This window comes from Thiogranum sp., from assembly GCF_058323355.1.
On record NZ_JBTTIO010000007.1, the window covers coordinates 80,291 to 96,776 of the forward strand.

The 16,486-nt window shown below is 55.7% G+C and carries 17 protein-coding genes; 6 read left to right on the forward strand and 11 right to left on the reverse strand.

Going from position 1 to position 16,486, the window contains the following annotated elements; all coding sequences use genetic code 11:
* Positions 1–210: 210 nt before the first annotated feature.
* From ACW81B_RS01905 to ACW81B_RS01920, 4 genes are all read left to right on the forward strand, one after another.
* Positions 211–762 carry an RNA polymerase sigma factor gene (locus ACW81B_RS01905; RefSeq protein ID WP_491578507.1) on the forward strand — a complete coding sequence of 184 codons (552 nt, stop codon included), beginning with the start codon at positions 211–213 and terminating at the stop codon, positions 760–762.
* A gap of 5 nt (positions 763–767) precedes the next feature.
* Entirely contained in the window at positions 768–1,469 is a 702-nt protein-coding gene (locus ACW81B_RS01910; RefSeq protein ID WP_491578508.1) for a hypothetical protein, read from the forward strand.
* A 67-nt stretch (positions 1,470–1,536) separates the two neighbouring features.
* Positions 1,537–2,094 carry a DUF4124 domain-containing protein gene (locus tag ACW81B_RS01915; protein WP_491578509.1) on the forward strand — a complete coding sequence of 186 codons (558 nt, stop codon included), beginning with the start codon at positions 1,537–1,539 and terminating at the stop codon, positions 2,092–2,094.
* A gap of 58 nt (positions 2,095–2,152) precedes the next feature.
* A complete protein-coding gene (locus ACW81B_RS01920; protein WP_491578510.1) occupies positions 2,153–4,276 on the forward strand; it encodes a SulP family inorganic anion transporter in 2,124 nt (707 codons plus the stop codon).
* A 10-nt stretch (positions 4,277–4,286) separates the two neighbouring features.
* Here ACW81B_RS01920 and ACW81B_RS01925 read toward each other — a convergent pair whose 3' ends face one another.
* From ACW81B_RS01925 to amrS, 8 genes are all read right to left on the reverse strand, one after another.
* Positions 4,287–4,496 carry an EAL domain-containing protein gene (locus ACW81B_RS01925; RefSeq protein WP_491578511.1) on the reverse strand — a complete coding sequence of 70 codons (210 nt, stop codon included), beginning with the start codon at positions 4,494–4,496 and terminating at the stop codon, positions 4,287–4,289.
* Between the two features lie 39 nt (positions 4,497–4,535).
* Positions 4,536–5,354, reverse strand: coding sequence for a slipin family protein (locus ACW81B_RS01930; protein WP_491578512.1), 819 nt, complete (start codon positions 5,352–5,354; stop codon positions 4,536–4,538).
* Positions 5,302–5,775 carry a Clp protease/crotonase-like domain-containing protein gene (locus ACW81B_RS01935; protein ID WP_491578513.1) on the reverse strand — a complete coding sequence of 158 codons (474 nt, stop codon included), beginning with the start codon at positions 5,773–5,775 and terminating at the stop codon, positions 5,302–5,304. Before ACW81B_RS01935 ends, ACW81B_RS01930 begins: the two co-directional genes overlap by 53 nt.
* Positions 5,776–5,812: 37 nt before the next feature.
* Entirely contained in the window at positions 5,813–6,094 is a 282-nt protein-coding gene (locus ACW81B_RS01940; protein ID WP_491578514.1) for a DUF3175 domain-containing protein, read from the reverse strand.
* A gap of 73 nt (positions 6,095–6,167) precedes the next feature.
* Positions 6,168–6,602, reverse strand: coding sequence for a host attachment protein (locus ACW81B_RS01945; RefSeq protein ID WP_491578515.1), 435 nt, complete (start codon positions 6,600–6,602; stop codon positions 6,168–6,170).
* 128 nt (positions 6,603–6,730) lie between these two features.
* Positions 6,731–7,399 carry a protein-L-isoaspartate(D-aspartate) O-methyltransferase gene (locus ACW81B_RS01950; RefSeq protein WP_491578516.1) on the reverse strand — a complete coding sequence of 223 codons (669 nt, stop codon included), beginning with the start codon at positions 7,397–7,399 and terminating at the stop codon, positions 6,731–6,733.
* Between the two features lies 1 nt (position 7,400).
* Positions 7,401–8,669, reverse strand: a complete 1,269-nt coding sequence (gene ahcY, locus ACW81B_RS01955) for an adenosylhomocysteinase (protein ID WP_491578517.1) — start codon at positions 8,667–8,669, stop codon at positions 7,401–7,403.
* Positions 8,666–9,760 carry an AmmeMemoRadiSam system radical SAM enzyme gene (gene amrS / locus ACW81B_RS01960; RefSeq protein ID WP_491578518.1) on the reverse strand — a complete coding sequence of 365 codons (1,095 nt, stop codon included), beginning with the start codon at positions 9,758–9,760 and terminating at the stop codon, positions 8,666–8,668. Before amrS ends, ahcY begins: the two co-directional genes overlap by 4 nt.
* A gap of 140 nt (positions 9,761–9,900) precedes the next feature.
* Here amrS and ACW81B_RS01965 point away from each other — a divergent pair, with 140 nt between their 5' ends.
* On the forward strand, positions 9,901–10,476 hold the full coding sequence (locus ACW81B_RS01965) for a helix-hairpin-helix domain-containing protein (RefSeq protein ID WP_491578519.1): 576 nt from the start codon (positions 9,901–9,903) through the stop codon (positions 10,474–10,476).
* A complete protein-coding gene (gene uspE / locus ACW81B_RS01970) occupies positions 10,473–11,423 on the forward strand; it encodes a universal stress protein UspE (protein ID WP_491578520.1) in 951 nt (316 codons plus the stop codon). Before ACW81B_RS01965 ends, uspE begins: the two co-directional genes overlap by 4 nt.
* A 47-nt stretch (positions 11,424–11,470) precedes the next feature.
* Here uspE and ACW81B_RS01975 read toward each other — a convergent pair whose 3' ends face one another.
* The 3 genes from ACW81B_RS01975 to ACW81B_RS01985 form a co-directional block, all read right to left on the reverse strand.
* Entirely contained in the window at positions 11,471–12,901 is a 1,431-nt protein-coding gene (locus ACW81B_RS01975; RefSeq protein WP_491578521.1) for an RtcB family protein, read from the reverse strand.
* Between the two features lie 18 nt (positions 12,902–12,919).
* The gene (locus ACW81B_RS01980; RefSeq protein ID WP_491578541.1) at positions 12,920–13,357 is read right to left on the reverse strand and encodes an archease; all 438 of its coding nucleotides are present in this window, start codon (positions 13,355–13,357) and stop codon (positions 12,920–12,922) included.
* Positions 13,358–13,492: 135 nt separating this feature from the next.
* Positions 13,493–16,177, reverse strand: coding sequence for a cation-transporting P-type ATPase (locus ACW81B_RS01985; RefSeq protein ID WP_491578542.1), 2,685 nt, complete (start codon positions 16,175–16,177; stop codon positions 13,493–13,495).
* Between the last annotated feature and the right edge of the window lie 309 nt (positions 16,178–16,486).

Consider the following 16,486-nt stretch of genomic DNA (forward strand, 5'->3'; position numbering starts at 1 on the left):
CTCACGTAAGCGGGACCGGAATTGGCCGCTCCTGAAGGGTATGAGAGGCTGGTCAGGTAATTTATTCAGTTTATGTTTGTGCCTATAGACACAATGTGCCAAAAGACACAAAGCAAGCCAACGCGATGCAGGGAAGTCCTGTAATGGCCTGACCGCTGCAAAAAAACCGCTAAAATTGAATAAACCGGGTTGTCGTGGCATCTAGCCACTATGGAGATCATTAACCGCCTGTTGAACGCACACTGCCTGCGCAAAAAAATCACCGAGAACCGGGATCGACTCTATGGCGTAGCCCTGGCGTGGAGTGGCGAACCGGCGGTCGCCGATGATCTTGTACAGGAGACCCTGATGATTGCCCTGCAGCGCAGTCATCAGCTACGGGAGCAGGAACGCCTGAATGCCTGGATGTACACCATACTAAGCAACTGCTGGAAACAGTATCTGCGCCGGGTACGTCCCACCGTTGACATAGATGACGTGGAAATCTGCTGTGAAGGCGACGCGGAAGCCGGAAGCAGCGAACAGGAAGTGATCGACCACGTGCGGCGCGCGATACTGCGTTTGCCCGCCGTGCAACGACAAACGGTCACGCTGGTGGACCTGGTGGGATTCAGCTATGCCGAAGTCGCCGATATACTGGATGTCCCGATTGGCACGGTGATGAGTCGTTTATACACATCAAGGCAATCCCTGCAAAAAGCCCTCGCCAACTTCCGTTCTCCACAACCCGCTGCAGCCGGACATCTTCGGAGAGTCAAGTGACTAAAATGGATTTTAGAATTGAACGTATTCTGCATGCCTATATCGATGGTGAACTGGAGCCACAGGCAAAAAGTCGCCTGCTGATACAGATGGAAAACGATGAGGCTGTCCGTGCACGTGCCTGTGAACTGCAACGCACCAAGGAATGGGTGAAGTCTTCCTTTGAAGGTGAGACAGCACCGACTCGTACACTGCCCGGCATACACTGGCGCCTCAGGCATACCTCGCCTTTCCACATTGCCGCATCCCTGCTGATTGCAGTCATGGCTTTTGGCGCTGGCTGGTCCAGCCATTCACTGAAAGATAATGCAACAACACCGGTGATGGCACAGGGCAACGTCAATAAAGAGGCCCCTCATGTCATTCTGCATATCAGCGATGCAGATGAGGCACGCTTCGTCAAAGTCCTCGAACGTACCGAAATGCTGCTACTCAAATACAGGAATACCGGCGCGCAAATCGAGGTGGTCGCCAATTCAGGGGGACTGGACCTTATGCGAACCGCTTCGTCGCACCACATCGACCGCATCAAGCTCCTGATCGCGCGCTATGACAATGTACGCTTTATTGCCTGCAGTCGTGGATTGAGCAAACTGCGTGAACTTGGCATGAATACCACCATAATCGACGGCGTGGATGCGCACGCCCCGGCAGCCGACCATCTGATAGAACGCCTTACCGAAGGCTGGACCTATATCAGAATCTAGATTACTGCCAGCTCGCACACAGGTGTGTTAACCTCCCGATACCACGTGCAACCGGGTATCGGGAGCAATGCGCAAAATAAAACCTCTGCACACCATGATTCATCGTGGTGAATACAGCCTGAAGCTCGCTGCAGTGCTTTTGGGGGTAACGCTGCTGGTTGGCAGCCCGGCTTGTGATGCGCGGGCATATCGCTGCACTGACGCCAATGGCAGTATCAGCTATTCACAGACTCCTTGTACTGCCAGCCAGACAGGCGACAGAATGCGTGGCGTAGGCACTACCAGGGTTCAGGACCGGGAAGCCTGTGCACGAATACGGCATTTCGCTGCTGAAAACTTTGAAAAGATCAGGAACGGCAGCGAACCCTCGCTGTTAATCAATAAGTTTGGCGGGCCGAACTATATCAATCCGCTTACACTGAACGTAATCAATTTTGTCAGCGGCTTTCGTTTAAGTGAAGATATTCCGGCCATGAAAGTCAGCGGAATGGCTTACAGCAAATGCATAAACGGCGGGTTTGGAAAAGTACAGACCAGCGACCTGCCGGTGGAAATGCTGCCACCCGAAAACCCTGCCCCACAACCTGTCCCGCCCGGAAAACCTTCGACTGATAACACGCAGTAACGGTGAGCACGGTCCTGTGAATACGCAAACCGGGGAGAGTCAGGTTTTCTGGCGACGAATGCTGCCCTTTCTTTCCTGGATTGGCGAATTACGCGACCCAACGACTCTCCGTGCAGACCTGCTGGCCGGCCTCACCGTAGCACTGGTACTGATCCCGCAGTCCATGGCCTACGCGCAACTTGCCGGCCTGCCCCCTTATTACGGCCTGTATGCCGCATTTCTGCCCCCTGTTGTATCCGCCCTGTTTGGCTCATCACGCCAGCTTGCCAATGGCCCGGTAGCAGTGGTATCACTCATGACGGCTGCCGCGCTGGAGCCCCTCGCCAGTTCCGGCAGTGAAGGCTATGTCGCCTATGCCATTCTGCTGGCCTTGCTGGTGGGATTGTTCCAGCTCACACTCGGACTGATAAGGCTGGGTGTACTGGTCAACTTTCTTTCCCACCCGGTGGTACTGGGCTTTACCAATGCCGCTGCCATCATTATCGCCACCTCTCAACTGGGAAAGGTCCTTGGTGTCAGTGTGGAAATGGCCGAGCACCACTACGAATCCGTGTGGAATACGCTTCAGGCCGGTCTTGTCAACGGACACCTCCCTACACTGGCCATGGCCACCCTGGCCTTTGTCATTATGATCGGGTTGCGTCGCCTCAATCCACGCTTGCCAGGCGTACTGATCGCCGTGGCCGTCACCACTGCTGTGTCGTGGTTCTGGGAATATGAAAAGCGTCATGAACTTACATCAGACCAGATTGCAAACCCCAAGGTACAACAACTGATCAGGGAACAATTCCGTCTGCGCAAGGAAATCGGGTTCTCGAGGACTCGGCTGGCACAGCTCGAGCATGACTACCAGTCTGCCCTGAAGCAATATGGAAAGGATGCACCCGACACCCTGACCGCTCTACACGCCAGGGATGTTGCAGCTTCAACCCTGCAACAGAAGTCACAACAGTACCAGGATGACCTGAAGGAACTGAGGGGCCTGCACTTCGAGCTGGTACCGGCTGGCGGTGACACCCCGGCAAGACTCTATCTACGCGACAATGTACCGTCCGGTCTTGAAACACAGGGCGGTGTATGGCGGCTGCGAGATATTATCAATACACAAAACCTGCTGGCCACCAGTGGTGGGGCAGTCGTTGGTCATGTTCCCGGCGGACTACCTGAATTCAGAATTCCCCGCCTGGACTGGAATGTCATCGCCCAGTTACTGAGCGCAGCGCTGACCATCGCGCTGATCGGCTTTATGGAAGCCATTGCCATTGCCAGAAGTATGGCGACAAAAACCCGACAGCGGCTGGATGCCAACCAGGAACTGGTTGGACAGGGGATGGCAAACATTGTCGGCAGCCTGTTTCAGAGCTATGCCGTGGCTGGCTCTTTCTCCCGTTCGGCGGTCAATTTCAGTGCCGGTGCCATGACCGGGTTTTCCTCGGTGGTCACCGGACTGGTCGTTGTGGTGACACTGCTCTGGCTGACACCGCTGCTGTATCACCTGCCACAGGCCACTCTGGCAGCAGTGATCATGGTAGCTGTCATTGGCCTGGTTCGCATCGAACCGATACGACACGCCTGGAAGGCTCACCACCACGATGGCTTCGTGGCGATTATCACCTTTGCGCTGACGCTGTTACTGGCCCCCCACCTCGACAAGGGGATCCTCATTGGTGTTGGCCTGTCACTGGGGCTGTACCTGTATCGCACCATGCAACCAAGGGTTGCCGTGCTGTCGCGCTACCGGGACGGCAGCATGCGGGATATTACTGTTCACAAACTCAAAACCTGTGACAACATATCAGTCATACGTTTCGATGGTTCACTGTACTTCGCCAACACGGGATATTTCGAAGACAAGGTCCTGGAAAAGGTCGCACTTTATCCTGACCTGAAGTTTGTCATCATCGATGCGGAAGGCATCAACCAGATCGATGCCACCGGCGAGGAGATGCTGGTTGAATTGAGTCGACGCCTGAATGAATCGGGTATCGAACTGCTGTTTGCACGTATGAAGCGCCAGTTCATGGACACTCTGAGACGTACCGGTGATATTGAGCACCTGGGAGAAGATCGCTTCTTTGCCCGGGTGCAGAATGCACTTGAATACGCCTGGGAAAGACTGGGGGATGATCACCCTGAAAATTGTCCGCTGCGGGTTCACCAAAACGCACCAGGACAGGATTAACATGCCCTGGCTACACGGGCAACGCCGTCGCTGCCGGTGATACGCAGCATACCTCGAAAAGCGGCTTCGGACTGGAAATACCGTAACCCTGTACATAATCCACACCAATCTGCCTGAGTTGCTGCAGCACTGTTTCGTTCTCGACAAACTCGGCAACCGTCTGTATGCCCATGACATGAGCAAGCTGATTGATCAGGTGTACCATTTCCCGATCGCCCACGTTATCTCGCTGTCAGCCGTAACTTCCATTTGCACCAGGCTAAAACAGTTTTCCGTCCCTCCTCTCGGGGCATACACCCCAGTCTGCTGGATCGCGCCTGCTTGTGTTTATCAGTGCCTCGACCATATCCATCGGCAGTGGAAAAACAATGGTGTTGGATCGCTCACCGGCAATTTCCGTCAAGGTCTGCAGGTAACGCAGCTGTAATGCCTGGGACTGCTTTGAAAGTGTCCTCGCCGCTTCCAGCAGTTTTTCCGCAGCCTGCATTTCACCCTCGGCATGGATGATCTTGGCACGTCTGGTGCGTTCGGCCTCGGCCTGTTTGGCAATGGCCCGTATCATGCTCTCATCCAGATCCACGTGTTTGATTTCAACATTGCTGACCTTGATGCCCCAGGCATCGGTTTGCTGATCAAGAGAACTCTGGATGTCGGTATTGAGGCGCTCACGTTCCGCCAGCATTTCATCCAGCTCGTGTTGCCCCAGTACGGAGCGCAGGGTAGTCTGGGCCAGCTGGCTGGTTGCCTCATAGAAGTCCTCGACCTGGATAATGGCCTTCTCCGGCTCAATAACACGGAAATAGACGACTGCGTTCACTTTTACCGAGACGTTATCGTGGGAGATCACATCCTGTGTGGGAACATCCATGACGATAGTGCGCAGATCGACCCTGACCATTTGCTGGATAAGCGGGACAATGATAAAAAACCCGGGTCCCTTTACCTGTTGCCCCCTGTACAATGGCACACTACAGCGTGCTTTCCATGTCTCACTGTGAATGGAAACCCGGCCCTGTTGCTCAAAGTCATCGAGCACGGTAGCCACACCGCCAACCAGTTCTTCCAGCCCGCTCACCACCGGTCGGCGAAATCCCTCCTATCTGGATCGGTGTCGCGGCGCCGACATTGGTACCCGGTGCCATGGCGGCAATGTGGCTGGCGTAAAGAATGTAGGTACCGGCACTGGCTGCACGCGCGCCGGTCGGCGCTACGTAGCTCGCAACAGGTACAGTAGAACGGGTAATGTTCTTGATGATGCCGCGCATGGCAGTATCCAGACCACCCGGGGTGTCCATACGGATAACCACCAGTTCAGCATTGCGCCGGGCAGCTGCTCCCAGCGCCCGACCAATGTAATCATCGGTCGCTGGACCAATAGCACCTTCTATAGTCAGTTGAATAACCGGGCTGTCCGAACTGACCACGGATTGCACACTCAATAGCAGTCCAGCTGCGAGAAACAGCGGTATGACCAGGGATACCCGTATCAATCCTGGCATTTACCGGCCTCCAGGTGTGCCTGAGTCAAAGCATAGTTCAGATGCGGCCATAGAGCTTGCGCAACTCTGTTTTGGCCGCCTCCAGAACGGCCTTCTGTTCGGGATCGAGGTGTTTTCCGGCACGGTTGATATAGAAGACCAGCATTGACATTGCCGAACGAAACGGTGTGGATTTTCGCCGCTGGCTGGCCTCGGCGGAACGCTTCAGGGACTGGGCAATACGGCGCGGGTCTTTCCAGGTAAAGACCCCCTCTTCGAGATCCAGCGCATCACTTTCCCGCGTGACGCGCGCTGACCAGTTCCTCTCCCCTTCGACCATGCCGGCACTCCTTTTCCAGGCCCGGCGCAATACCGCTACTTACCAGGCAGCAGGGCACTGATGTACAGTCGTTTTACAGGCGATCTGGCAAGTGCTTGCGAATCTCCTGTGCATCATACTGCCCGAGGTTTTTCTCGATCTCGGTAACTTTCACACCGGACAGACTTTTCAGCTTATCTCTCAGCAAGCCGAGTAGCGGTGGGCCCGCTACCAGCAATAAGCGGTTAAAGCGCCCCTCATGATGGGCCGCCTGTAAATATTCGGCGACCTGTTTGGCAAAACGGATGGCCTCCTCTTTTTTAGGCTCGACGGATGTCCCCATGGCATGACGCCCCTGTCCACTACTGTCAAAGCTGCGTCCGGGCCGATCGGAAACCAGTTCCTGTTCACGCTTGCGAGCATCCGGATGATCCAGCTCGTCCACCTGCTGCAATGGCCCACGCGGGTCATCAACGGTAAAAATACGCGCCTTGCTCTGGTCTGCGACCACTACCAAGCGATTGGACATAAACAATACCTCCTTGATATATCTGCATGACCCGGGAAATATTTCCTACAGGGTCGATTTTAAACACAGGCTACGCGTCAGACAGCCTTGAGCAAGAACACTCTCTTTACAAAATCCCTTCCATCCTGTTACTGGCTGATACGTTCCGCATTCACCAGCGGAACAAAGGCCACACCCAACACACTTTCTGTCTCTGTTTTTCCCTGCTCGTCCTTTCTGACCAGCATCAGTTCCTGGTGGCTGTAGGGTAAACCTACAGGGATGACCATCCTGCCCCCCGGCTTGAGCTGCTCTACGAGTGCCGCAGGGATATGCGTGGCCGCAGCAGTCACAATAACGCCATCATACGGCGCATGCTCGGGCCAGCCCTGATAACCGTCACCGATACGCATTTCGATATTCCGGTAGCCGAGTCTTTTAAAAACATCTGCGGCAATAGCACCCAGCTCTTTGACAACTTCAACGGAATAGACCTTGCTGCACAGCTGTGACAATATCGCCGTCTGGTAGCCGGAACCTGTGCCAATTTCAAGAATACGATGTTCTGGTTCAGGCGCCAGCAAGTCCGTCATCAGTGCCACGATATAGGGTTGGGAGATGGTCTGTCCATAGCCGATGGGCAGTGGTCCGTTTTCAAACGCGGCCGCCCGCATATCCGCCGGCACAAATGCATCCCGCGGCACCTTGCGCATGGCTTCCATCACACGTGGATCGAGTTCATCCTTGCCGATCATGCTGTGCGTATATCGCACTTCGGCATTGATGTCCTCGATCATCTCTTCCTGTTTGTTTCTCATCTCAGGTACCTTCCTGCCACGAGGAAAGATAGCGTTCCTGATCACCTGTCAGGATGTCAATCTGAACATTCATTGCAGCCAGTTTCAGCCGCGCCACCTCCTGGTCGATTTCAACAGGCACCGGGTGGACACGGTTATCCATGTGTTGTGTTTGCCTTGCCAGGTACACGGCGCATAACGCCTGGTTGGCGAAACTCATGTCCATGACCGCAGAAGGATGTCCTTCTGCAGCGGCAAGATTGACCAGCCGCCCCTCCGCCAGCAGGCAGACCCGTCGCCCGTCGGCAAGCCGGTATTCATCGACAGATTCACGTGGCCGGTGTTTGCTGCCGGCCATTGCCTCCAGTGCAGGGATATTGATCTCGACATTGAAGTGGCCTGAATTTGCCATCACGCAGCCGTCTTTCATCACCTCAAAGTGGGCCTCGTCAACAACATGTTTGTCACCCGTGGCCGTAACGATAAAGTCAGAAAGCTTTGCTGCTTCAAGCAGTGGCATAACACGAAATCCGTCCATGGCAGCCTCCAGCGCCCGCAACGGTTCGACTTCGGTCACCACGACACTGGCGCCGTGACCCTTGGCGCGCATGGCAATACCGCGGCCACACCAGCCATAACCCACTACGGTAAAGGTCTTGCCGGCGATCAGGATATTTGTTGCGCGTATCACGCCATCCAGCGCACTCTGACCGGTTCCATAGCGGTTATCAAAAAGGTGCTTGGTCATGGCGTCATTCACGGCAATGACCGGGAACTGTAGTGCACCCTCCCCGGCCATGGCACGCAGCCGGATGACACCGGTGGTGGTTTCTTCAGTCCCCCCCAGCATATTGTCAATAAGATCGTGGCGCGACTGATGAATCCGGCTGACAAGGTCGGCCCCGTCGTCCATGGTTATAACCGGCTGATGATCGAGCGCCGCATCGATATGCTGGTAATACCGATCGGTTGATTCGCCACGCACTGCATAGACAGGAATACCATAGTGTTCGACCAGCGCGGCCGCCACGTCGTCCTGGGTGCTCAGGGGGTTGCTGGCGCACAGTACCACTTCCGCGCCTGCGGCTTTAAGGGTCCGCGCCAGGTTAGCGGTCTCCGTGGTGATATGCAGGCATCCGCTCAGATGAATACCCTTCAACGGCTGTTCACGGCTGTAACGCGCCATGAGCTCGCGTAACACCGGCATTTCCTGCCAGGCCCACTCTATGCGTTTACAGCCCGCTTCTGCCAGCGCCCGGTCTTTAATATCGAAATGGCCCGGGCCTGTCATGCTGCAAAATCACGTAACCTGACCGGCATTCGTTTTGCTCCCCAGTCACCAGGGCTTGCTTCAAAAACACCGGCACAGGGTGTCCCGCAGGATACGCATTTACCCTCTGCGTCAAGATTCCATTCCGTCAGTACATACCAGTCGCGACCGATCAGTTTTTCCCCGCACTGATGGCAATAGGTACTGTCTCCTTCCTCATTGTGCACATTACCCGTGTAGGCATAACGCACCCCGTTCTTCATAGCGATCTCACGTGCGCGTATCAGGGTTTCCTTTGGCGTCGGTGGTACATCCATCATTTTCCAGTCGGGGTGAAAGGCGGAAAAATGCATGGGCACATCCGGCCCCAGCTTCTCCACCACCCAGCGGGTCATTTCGTCGATTTCCTTGTCTGAATCGTTCTTGCCCGGTATCAGCAGGGTTGTTGTTTCCAGCCACACGTCCGTTTCGTGTTTGATGTATTCCAGGGTTTCCAGGACCGGTGCCAGGTGCGAGCCGGTAATCTTGTGGTAAAAGTCCTCGGTAAATGCCTTCAGGTCAACATTGGCGGCATTCATGTATTGGTAGAACTCCTTGCGCGGTTCGGGGCAGACATACCCTGCGGTGACCGCGACCGACCTGATTCCCTTTTCATGACAGGCTTTTGCGACATCGATGGCATACTCATGAAAGATCACCGGGTCGTTATAGGTGTACGCGACGCTACGGCAATTGAGTCTTTCGGCAGCACTGGCGATCAGTTCCGGTGAAGCCTCGTCAGCCAGTGTGTCAATTTCCCGCGATTTGCTGATGTCCCAGTTCTGGCAGAACTTGCAGGCCAGGTTACAACCCGCCGTGCCGAACGACAGCACCGGTGTACCGGGAAGAAAATGGTTCAGCGGCTTCTTTTCAATCGGGTCGATACAATAACCGCTGGAACGGCCATAGGTTGTCAGCACAATGCTGTCGTCGAGATTTTGACGGACAAAGCACAGGCCACGCTGACCTTCGTGCAACTTGCAGAAGCGTGGGCACAGGTCGCACTGTATCCGCCCATCGTCCAGCTTGTGCCAGTATCGGGTATCAACGGTATAACGATCACGTTCTGTCATGAGAGTCATCCCCGTTTGTGATGGTGTAATAAATAGTTGATTGGATAAAATCTGTCATTGACGCGTATCAACAGGAAGGGCATCTGTCTAAAGTATAGTAATCATTGGCGCCATAGCCAGACGGCTGAAGCGGGGTGGACATGCCGGTTCATAACGAAAATATCGCCGCAGTATTCGACGAGATCGCTGACCTGCTCGAAATAGAGGGTGACAACCCGTTCCGGGTCCGTGCCTACCGCAACGGTGCGCGCACCCTGATTGAACGCGGTGAAGACATTACCTGTCTTTCCGGCATCGGAAAAAATCTGGCTGACAAGATTCATGAAATCCTCGATACCGGGCATTGCCGCACACTGGACAAACTGCGCAGGAAGCTGCCTGCTGACATCACCGAGTTACTGAAACTGCCGGGGCTTGGCCCCAGGCGCGTACATGCCCTGTTCCACGAACTGGACATCCATAATCTCGAGCAGCTTGAACGTGCGGCCCGTGATGGCCTGCTATCGACACTGGTTGAGACCGCTGACCTGCGTGGCGACCTGCACACGCATACACGCGCCAGCGATGGCCACGCCTCGCTTCAGGTCATGGCCGATGCAGCAAGGCAGCACGGGCTGGAATACCTCGCCATTACCGATCATTCCCGTCGCCTGACAGCCGCACATGGGCTGGACAGCCAGCGACTGCTGGCAGGAACCCGGGAGATGCTGATATGAAACGCTTCAAAAATATTCTGGTTGTAGTGGATCCTGACGATCAGGCGCAACCGGCCCTGGACCGGGCTGCAATGCTTGCACTCCTCAACGAAGCCAGCCTGCACGTGCTGGTGGTTCTGGAAAAGCTCCCTCAGGAGTTGCGCATGATGGTCACCGCGTTACACCCGCAGGAACTGCAGGCTATTGTCGAGCGCAAACTGTATAAGAACCTGGACAAGCGCCTTGCGCCACTTCGCGAGGATGGCATCACCGTCAGTGTGTCGGTGGAGTGGAATGACACACCTTTCCTGGCGATCATCCGTAACGTACTGCGCCATCAGCACGACCTGGTCATCAAGGCCACCCAGCGCGTGACTGGACCCGGCGCCGTGTTGTTTCACCCGACAGACCGGCATCTGATGCGCAAATGCCCCTGTCCACTGTGGATGGTCAAACCGGCATCCTACCCCGCCTACCGACGTATCCTCGCCGCCGTGGACCCGTTTCCCGACAAGGAACCCAACAGCACGCTCAACCGCAATATTCTCGATCTCGCCAGTTCACTGGCCAGCATCGAAGACGCGGAACTGCACGTGGTGCATGCCACCCCCCTGATAGCCAATGCCGACCTGTATAGCCCGGATATTGACGCAGGTGTGGAGCCGGATATGGGTCAGTACCAGGACGAGATGCTTATACTGCACCGTGAAGGTGTGCACAAGCTTCTGGCTGACTACACGGTTGCCGGTGAACGGGTCCACATCGAGACGGGCAACCCCGGAGATGTGATAGTAGAAGTGGCACAGCGTGAACAGGCCGACCTGGTGGTCATGGGTACACTGGCCCGAACCGGCATCCCCGGGCTGCTGATTGGCAACACCGCTGAACGGGTTCTGGATCACGTAAGCTGCGACGTAATGGCTGTAAAACCCGAGGGCTTCGTTACACCCGTAACCCCGGACGACTGAATCAGACCGTCCCCAGGCAGCCGAACTTTGTTTAGCCAACATCGCAATCAGCCCTTGATACAAATCATTGGTGTCAGGCGCGCCACCTTGCGCGCCAGACCGGCATGTTCAGCCGCGTCCACCACGGCGGTGACATCCTTGTAGGCGCCGGGTGCTTCCTCGGCGACGCCACGTGACGAGTGACTGCGGATCAGAATGCCGCGTGCGGCCAGCTCATCGGCCAGCTGGCGGCCGCGCCACAGCTTTGCCGCCTGGTGGCGGCTCATGGCACGACCGGCGCCGTGACAGGCTGAAGAAAAGGCTCGCGATTCGCTTTCTGCGAGGCCGGCCAGGATATGGGACGCGGTGCCCATCGAGCCGCCGATCAGCACCGGTTGTCCGGTGCTGCTGAATACGGCGGGCAATTCGGGGTGCCCCGGTCCGAAGGCGCGCGTGGCACCCTTGCGATGCACAAACAGTGATTGGTGTGTGTCCTCGATGCGGTGAGTTTCCTGTTTGCAGGTGTTGTGTGACACATCATAGATCAGGTTGAGATCTACACCGCCGAATACCCGTTCAAATGCGCGGCGGGTCAAGTGGGTAAGGATCTGCCGATTGGCCAGCGCGCAATTAATGCCGGCACGCATTGCGCCCAGGTATTCCTGTCCCAGCGGCGACTGCAGGGGTGCACAGGCCAGTTCACGGTCAGGCAGGCTTATCTTGTATTGATGTGCCGCCACCGCCATATGCTTCAGGTATTCGGTTCCGATCTGGTGCCCCAGTCCGCGTGAGCCACAGTGAATGCTGACCACCACTTCACCGGCACGCAGCCCGAACGCCGCCGCAGTTTTGGCGTCGTAGATTTCCGCCACTTCCTGGACTTCCAGGTAATGGTTGCCGGAGCCCAGGGTACCCATTTCATCACGTTGACGTTTTTTCGCGCGCCCGGACACGATATCAGCCTGGGCACCGGCCATGCAGCCGTGCTCTTCGATCCGTTCAAGATCTTCTTCCCGGCCATAACCCTGTTTGACCGCCCAGCGTGCGCCGCCGTTCAGCATGTCATCCATCTGTCGGGCATTGAGACGCAGGTGTCCGGTACTGCCAACACCTGCCGGGATCGACACGAACAAGTCATCCGCCAGCTCCCGACCATACGCCTGCACCTGCTCGCGAGACAGGCCGGTGGTCAGGGTGCGGACCCCGCAGGAAATATCGAAGCCCACCCCACCGGCCGATACCACACCACCGGCGTCGGCATCGAAGGCGGCGACACCGCCTATGGGAAAGCCGTAGCCCCAGTGCGCATCGGGCATGGCATAAGACGCCTTGACGATGCCTGGCAGGGTAGCGACGTTGACCACCTGTTCGTAGACCTTGTGGTCCATGTCGCGAATCAGGTCTTCACTGGCGTAGATAATGCCAGGGACACGCATACCGTTGTGCGCTTCGATGAGCCATTCGCTTTCAGATTGGCGCTTGAACAGATTGATATCCATGATCGGCTGCCTCCGGTATCACACGTCGAGTATGCACTGGGCGCGCCACAGACCGTCGCTGCCCTGTTCCACCCTCAGTTCGGTTAAGGTCGCACCCTTTACTTCCACGCGCGGTTGATGACGGGCTCTGTCGATCCGTTCGCCCCGGACGCGTGCCCGAAGCTGTGTACCGTCGATGTCGACACTGAACTGGCTGAACAACATGTGTCGGGTCGCCATTTCATAGACCAGGGCGTTGAGCCAGTCGTACAGAAGCAACTCCATATCGGGTGCCTGGCAGGTCAGTTCCAGCTGCATTTTCGGCTCAACACGTTGCAGGTCAGTAATCACGGCGGTCAAGGCAAGTGCCGCCTGTTCGAAAGCGCTCATCACGTCACTGCCGATACCCCGCACACCCACATCGGCCTCATGCGGGAAATGTTCCCAGCGTTCAAGGCTGTCGGTCGCATGAATCAGAGGGCGCTCCCTTTACAGGTCAACAGCGTACTGCATATTTTTAGTATAGATGCCAAAGGCCTGTACTTTGCCAGCCAGGAACATTGATCTGGAACAAAGCCAGGGGACCGGCAATCCTGTCGCTGCAGCTACCCCTCATTTCCGCTCCCTCATGCGCACATAAAACTTTTCCAGCTCTACCAGGAACAATACCGACGACGCGACCAGCAGGATTATCAGCCAGGTATCAAAGCCAATCGCCGTGGTACCAAACAAGGTCTGCATTGGTGAAAGATAGGTAAAGGCCAGCTGAAACATTACAAGTGCGCCAATGGCCATCAGGACATACCTGTTACCGGTGAATCCTTCCCGGTTGAATACCGGACCCGTGATGTAGCGCGAATTAAACAAATAAAATATCTCGAACATAACCAGGGTGTTGACGGCAACCGTGCGTGCGTGTTCGATACTGGCACCCTGCTCCACTTCCCGGATAAAAAGCCCAAAGGTTCCACTCATCAAAATAACGGAGACAAACGCGATACGCCAGACAAGGTGCGGGCCGAGCATTGGTTCGCGGGCATCACGTGGCGGGCGCTGCATTACATTCTTTTCCGGCGGTTCAAACGCCAGCGACAGCGCCAGGGTTACCGCCGTTACCATATTTACCCAGAGTATCTGCACCGGGGTTAACGGTAGTTGGTGAAACCCAAAGAGGATGGCAGCCAGAATGATCAACGCCTCACCACCATTGGTCGGCAGAATGAAAAGAATAGCCTTTTTGAGGTTGTCATAGACCGTGCGACCCTCTTTCACCGCATGGATGATCGAGGCAAAATTATCATCGGCCAGCACCATTTCGGCAGCTTCCCTTGCAGCTTCCGTACCATTGCGGCCCATGGCAATACCCACGTCAGCTCTTTTCAGGGCCGGAGCATCATTGACGCCGTCCCCAGTCATGGCCACGATCAGATCCTGCTCCTGCAACACTTTGACCAGGCGTAACTTGTGTTCCGGATTAACACGCGCATACACATCAACAATCAGCACACGCTGCCGCAACTCATCATCACTCATGGATTCGAGTTCCTGGCCGGTGACTACAGCATCAGTATTGACAAGTTTCAGTTGCCGTGCGATGGCACATGCCGTGGTGCCATGATCACCGGTAATCATTTTTACCCGGATACCGGCCTTTTCACAGGCCTGTACCGCACTAATGGCTTCCTCACGAGGGGGATCGATCAGGCCGAACAGACCCAGCATGCACAGGTTATTTTCCACATCAGTGAAGACCAGGCCGGTTTGTTCATAATCGACCGGTTTAACCGCAATGGCCAGCACACGCTGACCTTGCCGCGCCATTTCATCAATACCGGATTCCCAATAGTTCCTGTCCAGGGGCTGGTCGCCATCAGGCGTTCGCTGCCATGCACACATGTCCAGTACGCGCTCAGGCGCACCCTTGAGAAAAATGAAGGCGCTACCGGAGTGGCTGTGGTGCAGCGTGGCCATAAAGCGATGCTCGGATTCAAATGGAATAAGATCCGTACGTGGATAATGTTTACGCTCCACTTCAGGATCCAGGCCAACCTTCAGGCCTGCCACCAGCAACGCCCCTTCCATCGGGTCGCCATTGACCAGCCATTCAGCGTTTTTTTGTTCCAGCGATGCGTCGTTACACAACTGCGCAGCCCGCGCCGCATCCAGCAGCAGCGGTCTGTCTGACGGAAGCACTTCCCGATTGTCCAATGTGACCGCACCGTGTGGGTCATATCCCGTACCACCGAGATCAAACGCACCCTGGGTGGTAATAACCGTACGGACGGTCATTTCATTGCGCGTCAGGGTCCCGGTTTTATCAGAACAAATTACCGTTACCGCCCCCAGCGTCTCAACCGCTGGCAACCTGCGGATAATGGCATGCTGCCGAGCCATCCGCTGTACACCGATCGCCAGGGTAATTGTCATAATAGCGGGCAAACCTTCAGGGATTGCTGCAACGGCAAGACTAACGGCGGCAAGAAACATTTCCGCCATGATGTAGTCACGAACCATTACACCAAAAGCGAAGGTGATAACGGCGATACCCAGAATCACAACCGTCAGCCAGCGGCCGAACCGGGCCAGTTGACGTAGTAGTGGCGTTGTGAGTGACTCAACTTCCGACACCAGGATGCTGATACGTCCAATCTCGGTATGTGCACCGGTTGCCACAACGACGCCGCCCCCCTGGCCATGGGTCACCAGGGTACCCGAATAAGCCAGGCAGCGACGATCACCGAGCACGGCATCCTGTGCGACAGGATCGGTATTCTTTTCCACTGCCACCGACTCACCTGTCAGGATAGACTCCTGGATTTGCAGTCCCTTGACGCGGAACAGCCGAAGATCGGCGGGGACCTTGTCACCGGATTGCAGCAACACGACATCACCGGGCACCAGTTCGTCCGCCGGAATCTTCGTCTGTCGGCCATCACGCAACACCATGGCCGTCGGAGAAAGCATCTGGCGTATCGCCTTCAGGGCATTCTCGGCCTTGCCCTCCTGCAAGAAGCCGATCACAGCATTAGCAAGGACAATTCCCAGGATCACGCTGGCATCCAGCCAGTGCCCGAGCATGGCCGTGACAGCACTTGCTGCCATCAGCACATAAATCAGTACATTGTGAAACTGGTAGAAAAACCGCAATAAAGGACTGTGTACCCTCGGCTCGGGAAGCCGGTTGATCCCGTATTTTTTGAGCCTGCTATCCGCCTCTTCATTTGAAAGGCCAGCCGGAGTCGTTGCAAGTGTTTCGAAAACCTCATTAATGCTTTCGACATGCCATCTATCGGATATTTCCCCCCACCCGTCTGACTGGCCATCCAGATTCCTGAATGCGCCAAGTGAACGTTTCGCAACTACAGCGCCCACAACAGCCAGAATAACCAACATGACGAGGATGATCAGCCATTCGATCACCGCAACATCAAACCTCCATATCAACTCGTCATTCACCGGGATACCTTCTCCTGATGGAGCATTGTCGGATTTTTACGGGTAAACAGTACACCCCTTTGTATATGCCAAAGGTCTATACTTTTCCAGTCAGTAACCTTGACCTGGAACAAGAATATAACTGGTAGTGCCATGATAAATAAAGCAAAC

Coding starts and splice junctions, on each gene's coding strand:
- ACW81B_RS01940 (WP_491578514.1), bottom strand. CDS start 6,094: ATGGTCGAAGGGGAGAGGAACTGGTCAGCGCGCGTCACGCGGGAAAGT.
- ahcY (WP_491578517.1), bottom strand. CDS start 8,669: ATGACAGGCCCGGGCCATTTCGATATTAAAGACCGGGCGCTGGCAGAA.
- amrS (WP_491578518.1), bottom strand. CDS start 9,760: ATGACAGAACGTGATCGTTATACCGTTGATACCCGATACTGGCACAAG.
- ACW81B_RS01910 (WP_491578508.1), top strand. CDS start 768: ATGGATTTTAGAATTGAACGTATTCTGCATGCCTATATCGATGGTGAA.
- ACW81B_RS01945 (WP_491578515.1), bottom strand. CDS start 6,602: ATGTCCAATCGCTTGGTAGTGGTCGCAGACCAGAGCAAGGCGCGTATT.
- ACW81B_RS01975 (WP_491578521.1), bottom strand. CDS start 12,901: ATGGATATCAATCTGTTCAAGCGCCAATCTGAAAGCGAATGGCTCATC.
- ACW81B_RS01905 (WP_491578507.1), top strand. CDS start 211: ATGGAGATCATTAACCGCCTGTTGAACGCACACTGCCTGCGCAAAAAA.
- ACW81B_RS01935 (WP_491578513.1), bottom strand. CDS start 5,775: ATGCCAGGATTGATACGGGTATCCCTGGTCATACCGCTGTTTCTCGCA.
- ACW81B_RS01950 (WP_491578516.1), bottom strand. CDS start 7,399: ATGAGAAACAAACAGGAAGAGATGATCGAGGACATCAATGCCGAAGTG.
- ACW81B_RS01965 (WP_491578519.1), top strand. CDS start 9,901: ATGCCGGTTCATAACGAAAATATCGCCGCAGTATTCGACGAGATCGCT.
- uspE (WP_491578520.1), top strand. CDS start 10,473: ATGAAACGCTTCAAAAATATTCTGGTTGTAGTGGATCCTGACGATCAG.
- ACW81B_RS01920 (WP_491578510.1), top strand. CDS start 2,153: ATGCTGCCCTTTCTTTCCTGGATTGGCGAATTACGCGACCCAACGACT.
- ACW81B_RS01915 (WP_491578509.1), top strand. CDS start 1,537: ATGCGCAAAATAAAACCTCTGCACACCATGATTCATCGTGGTGAATAC.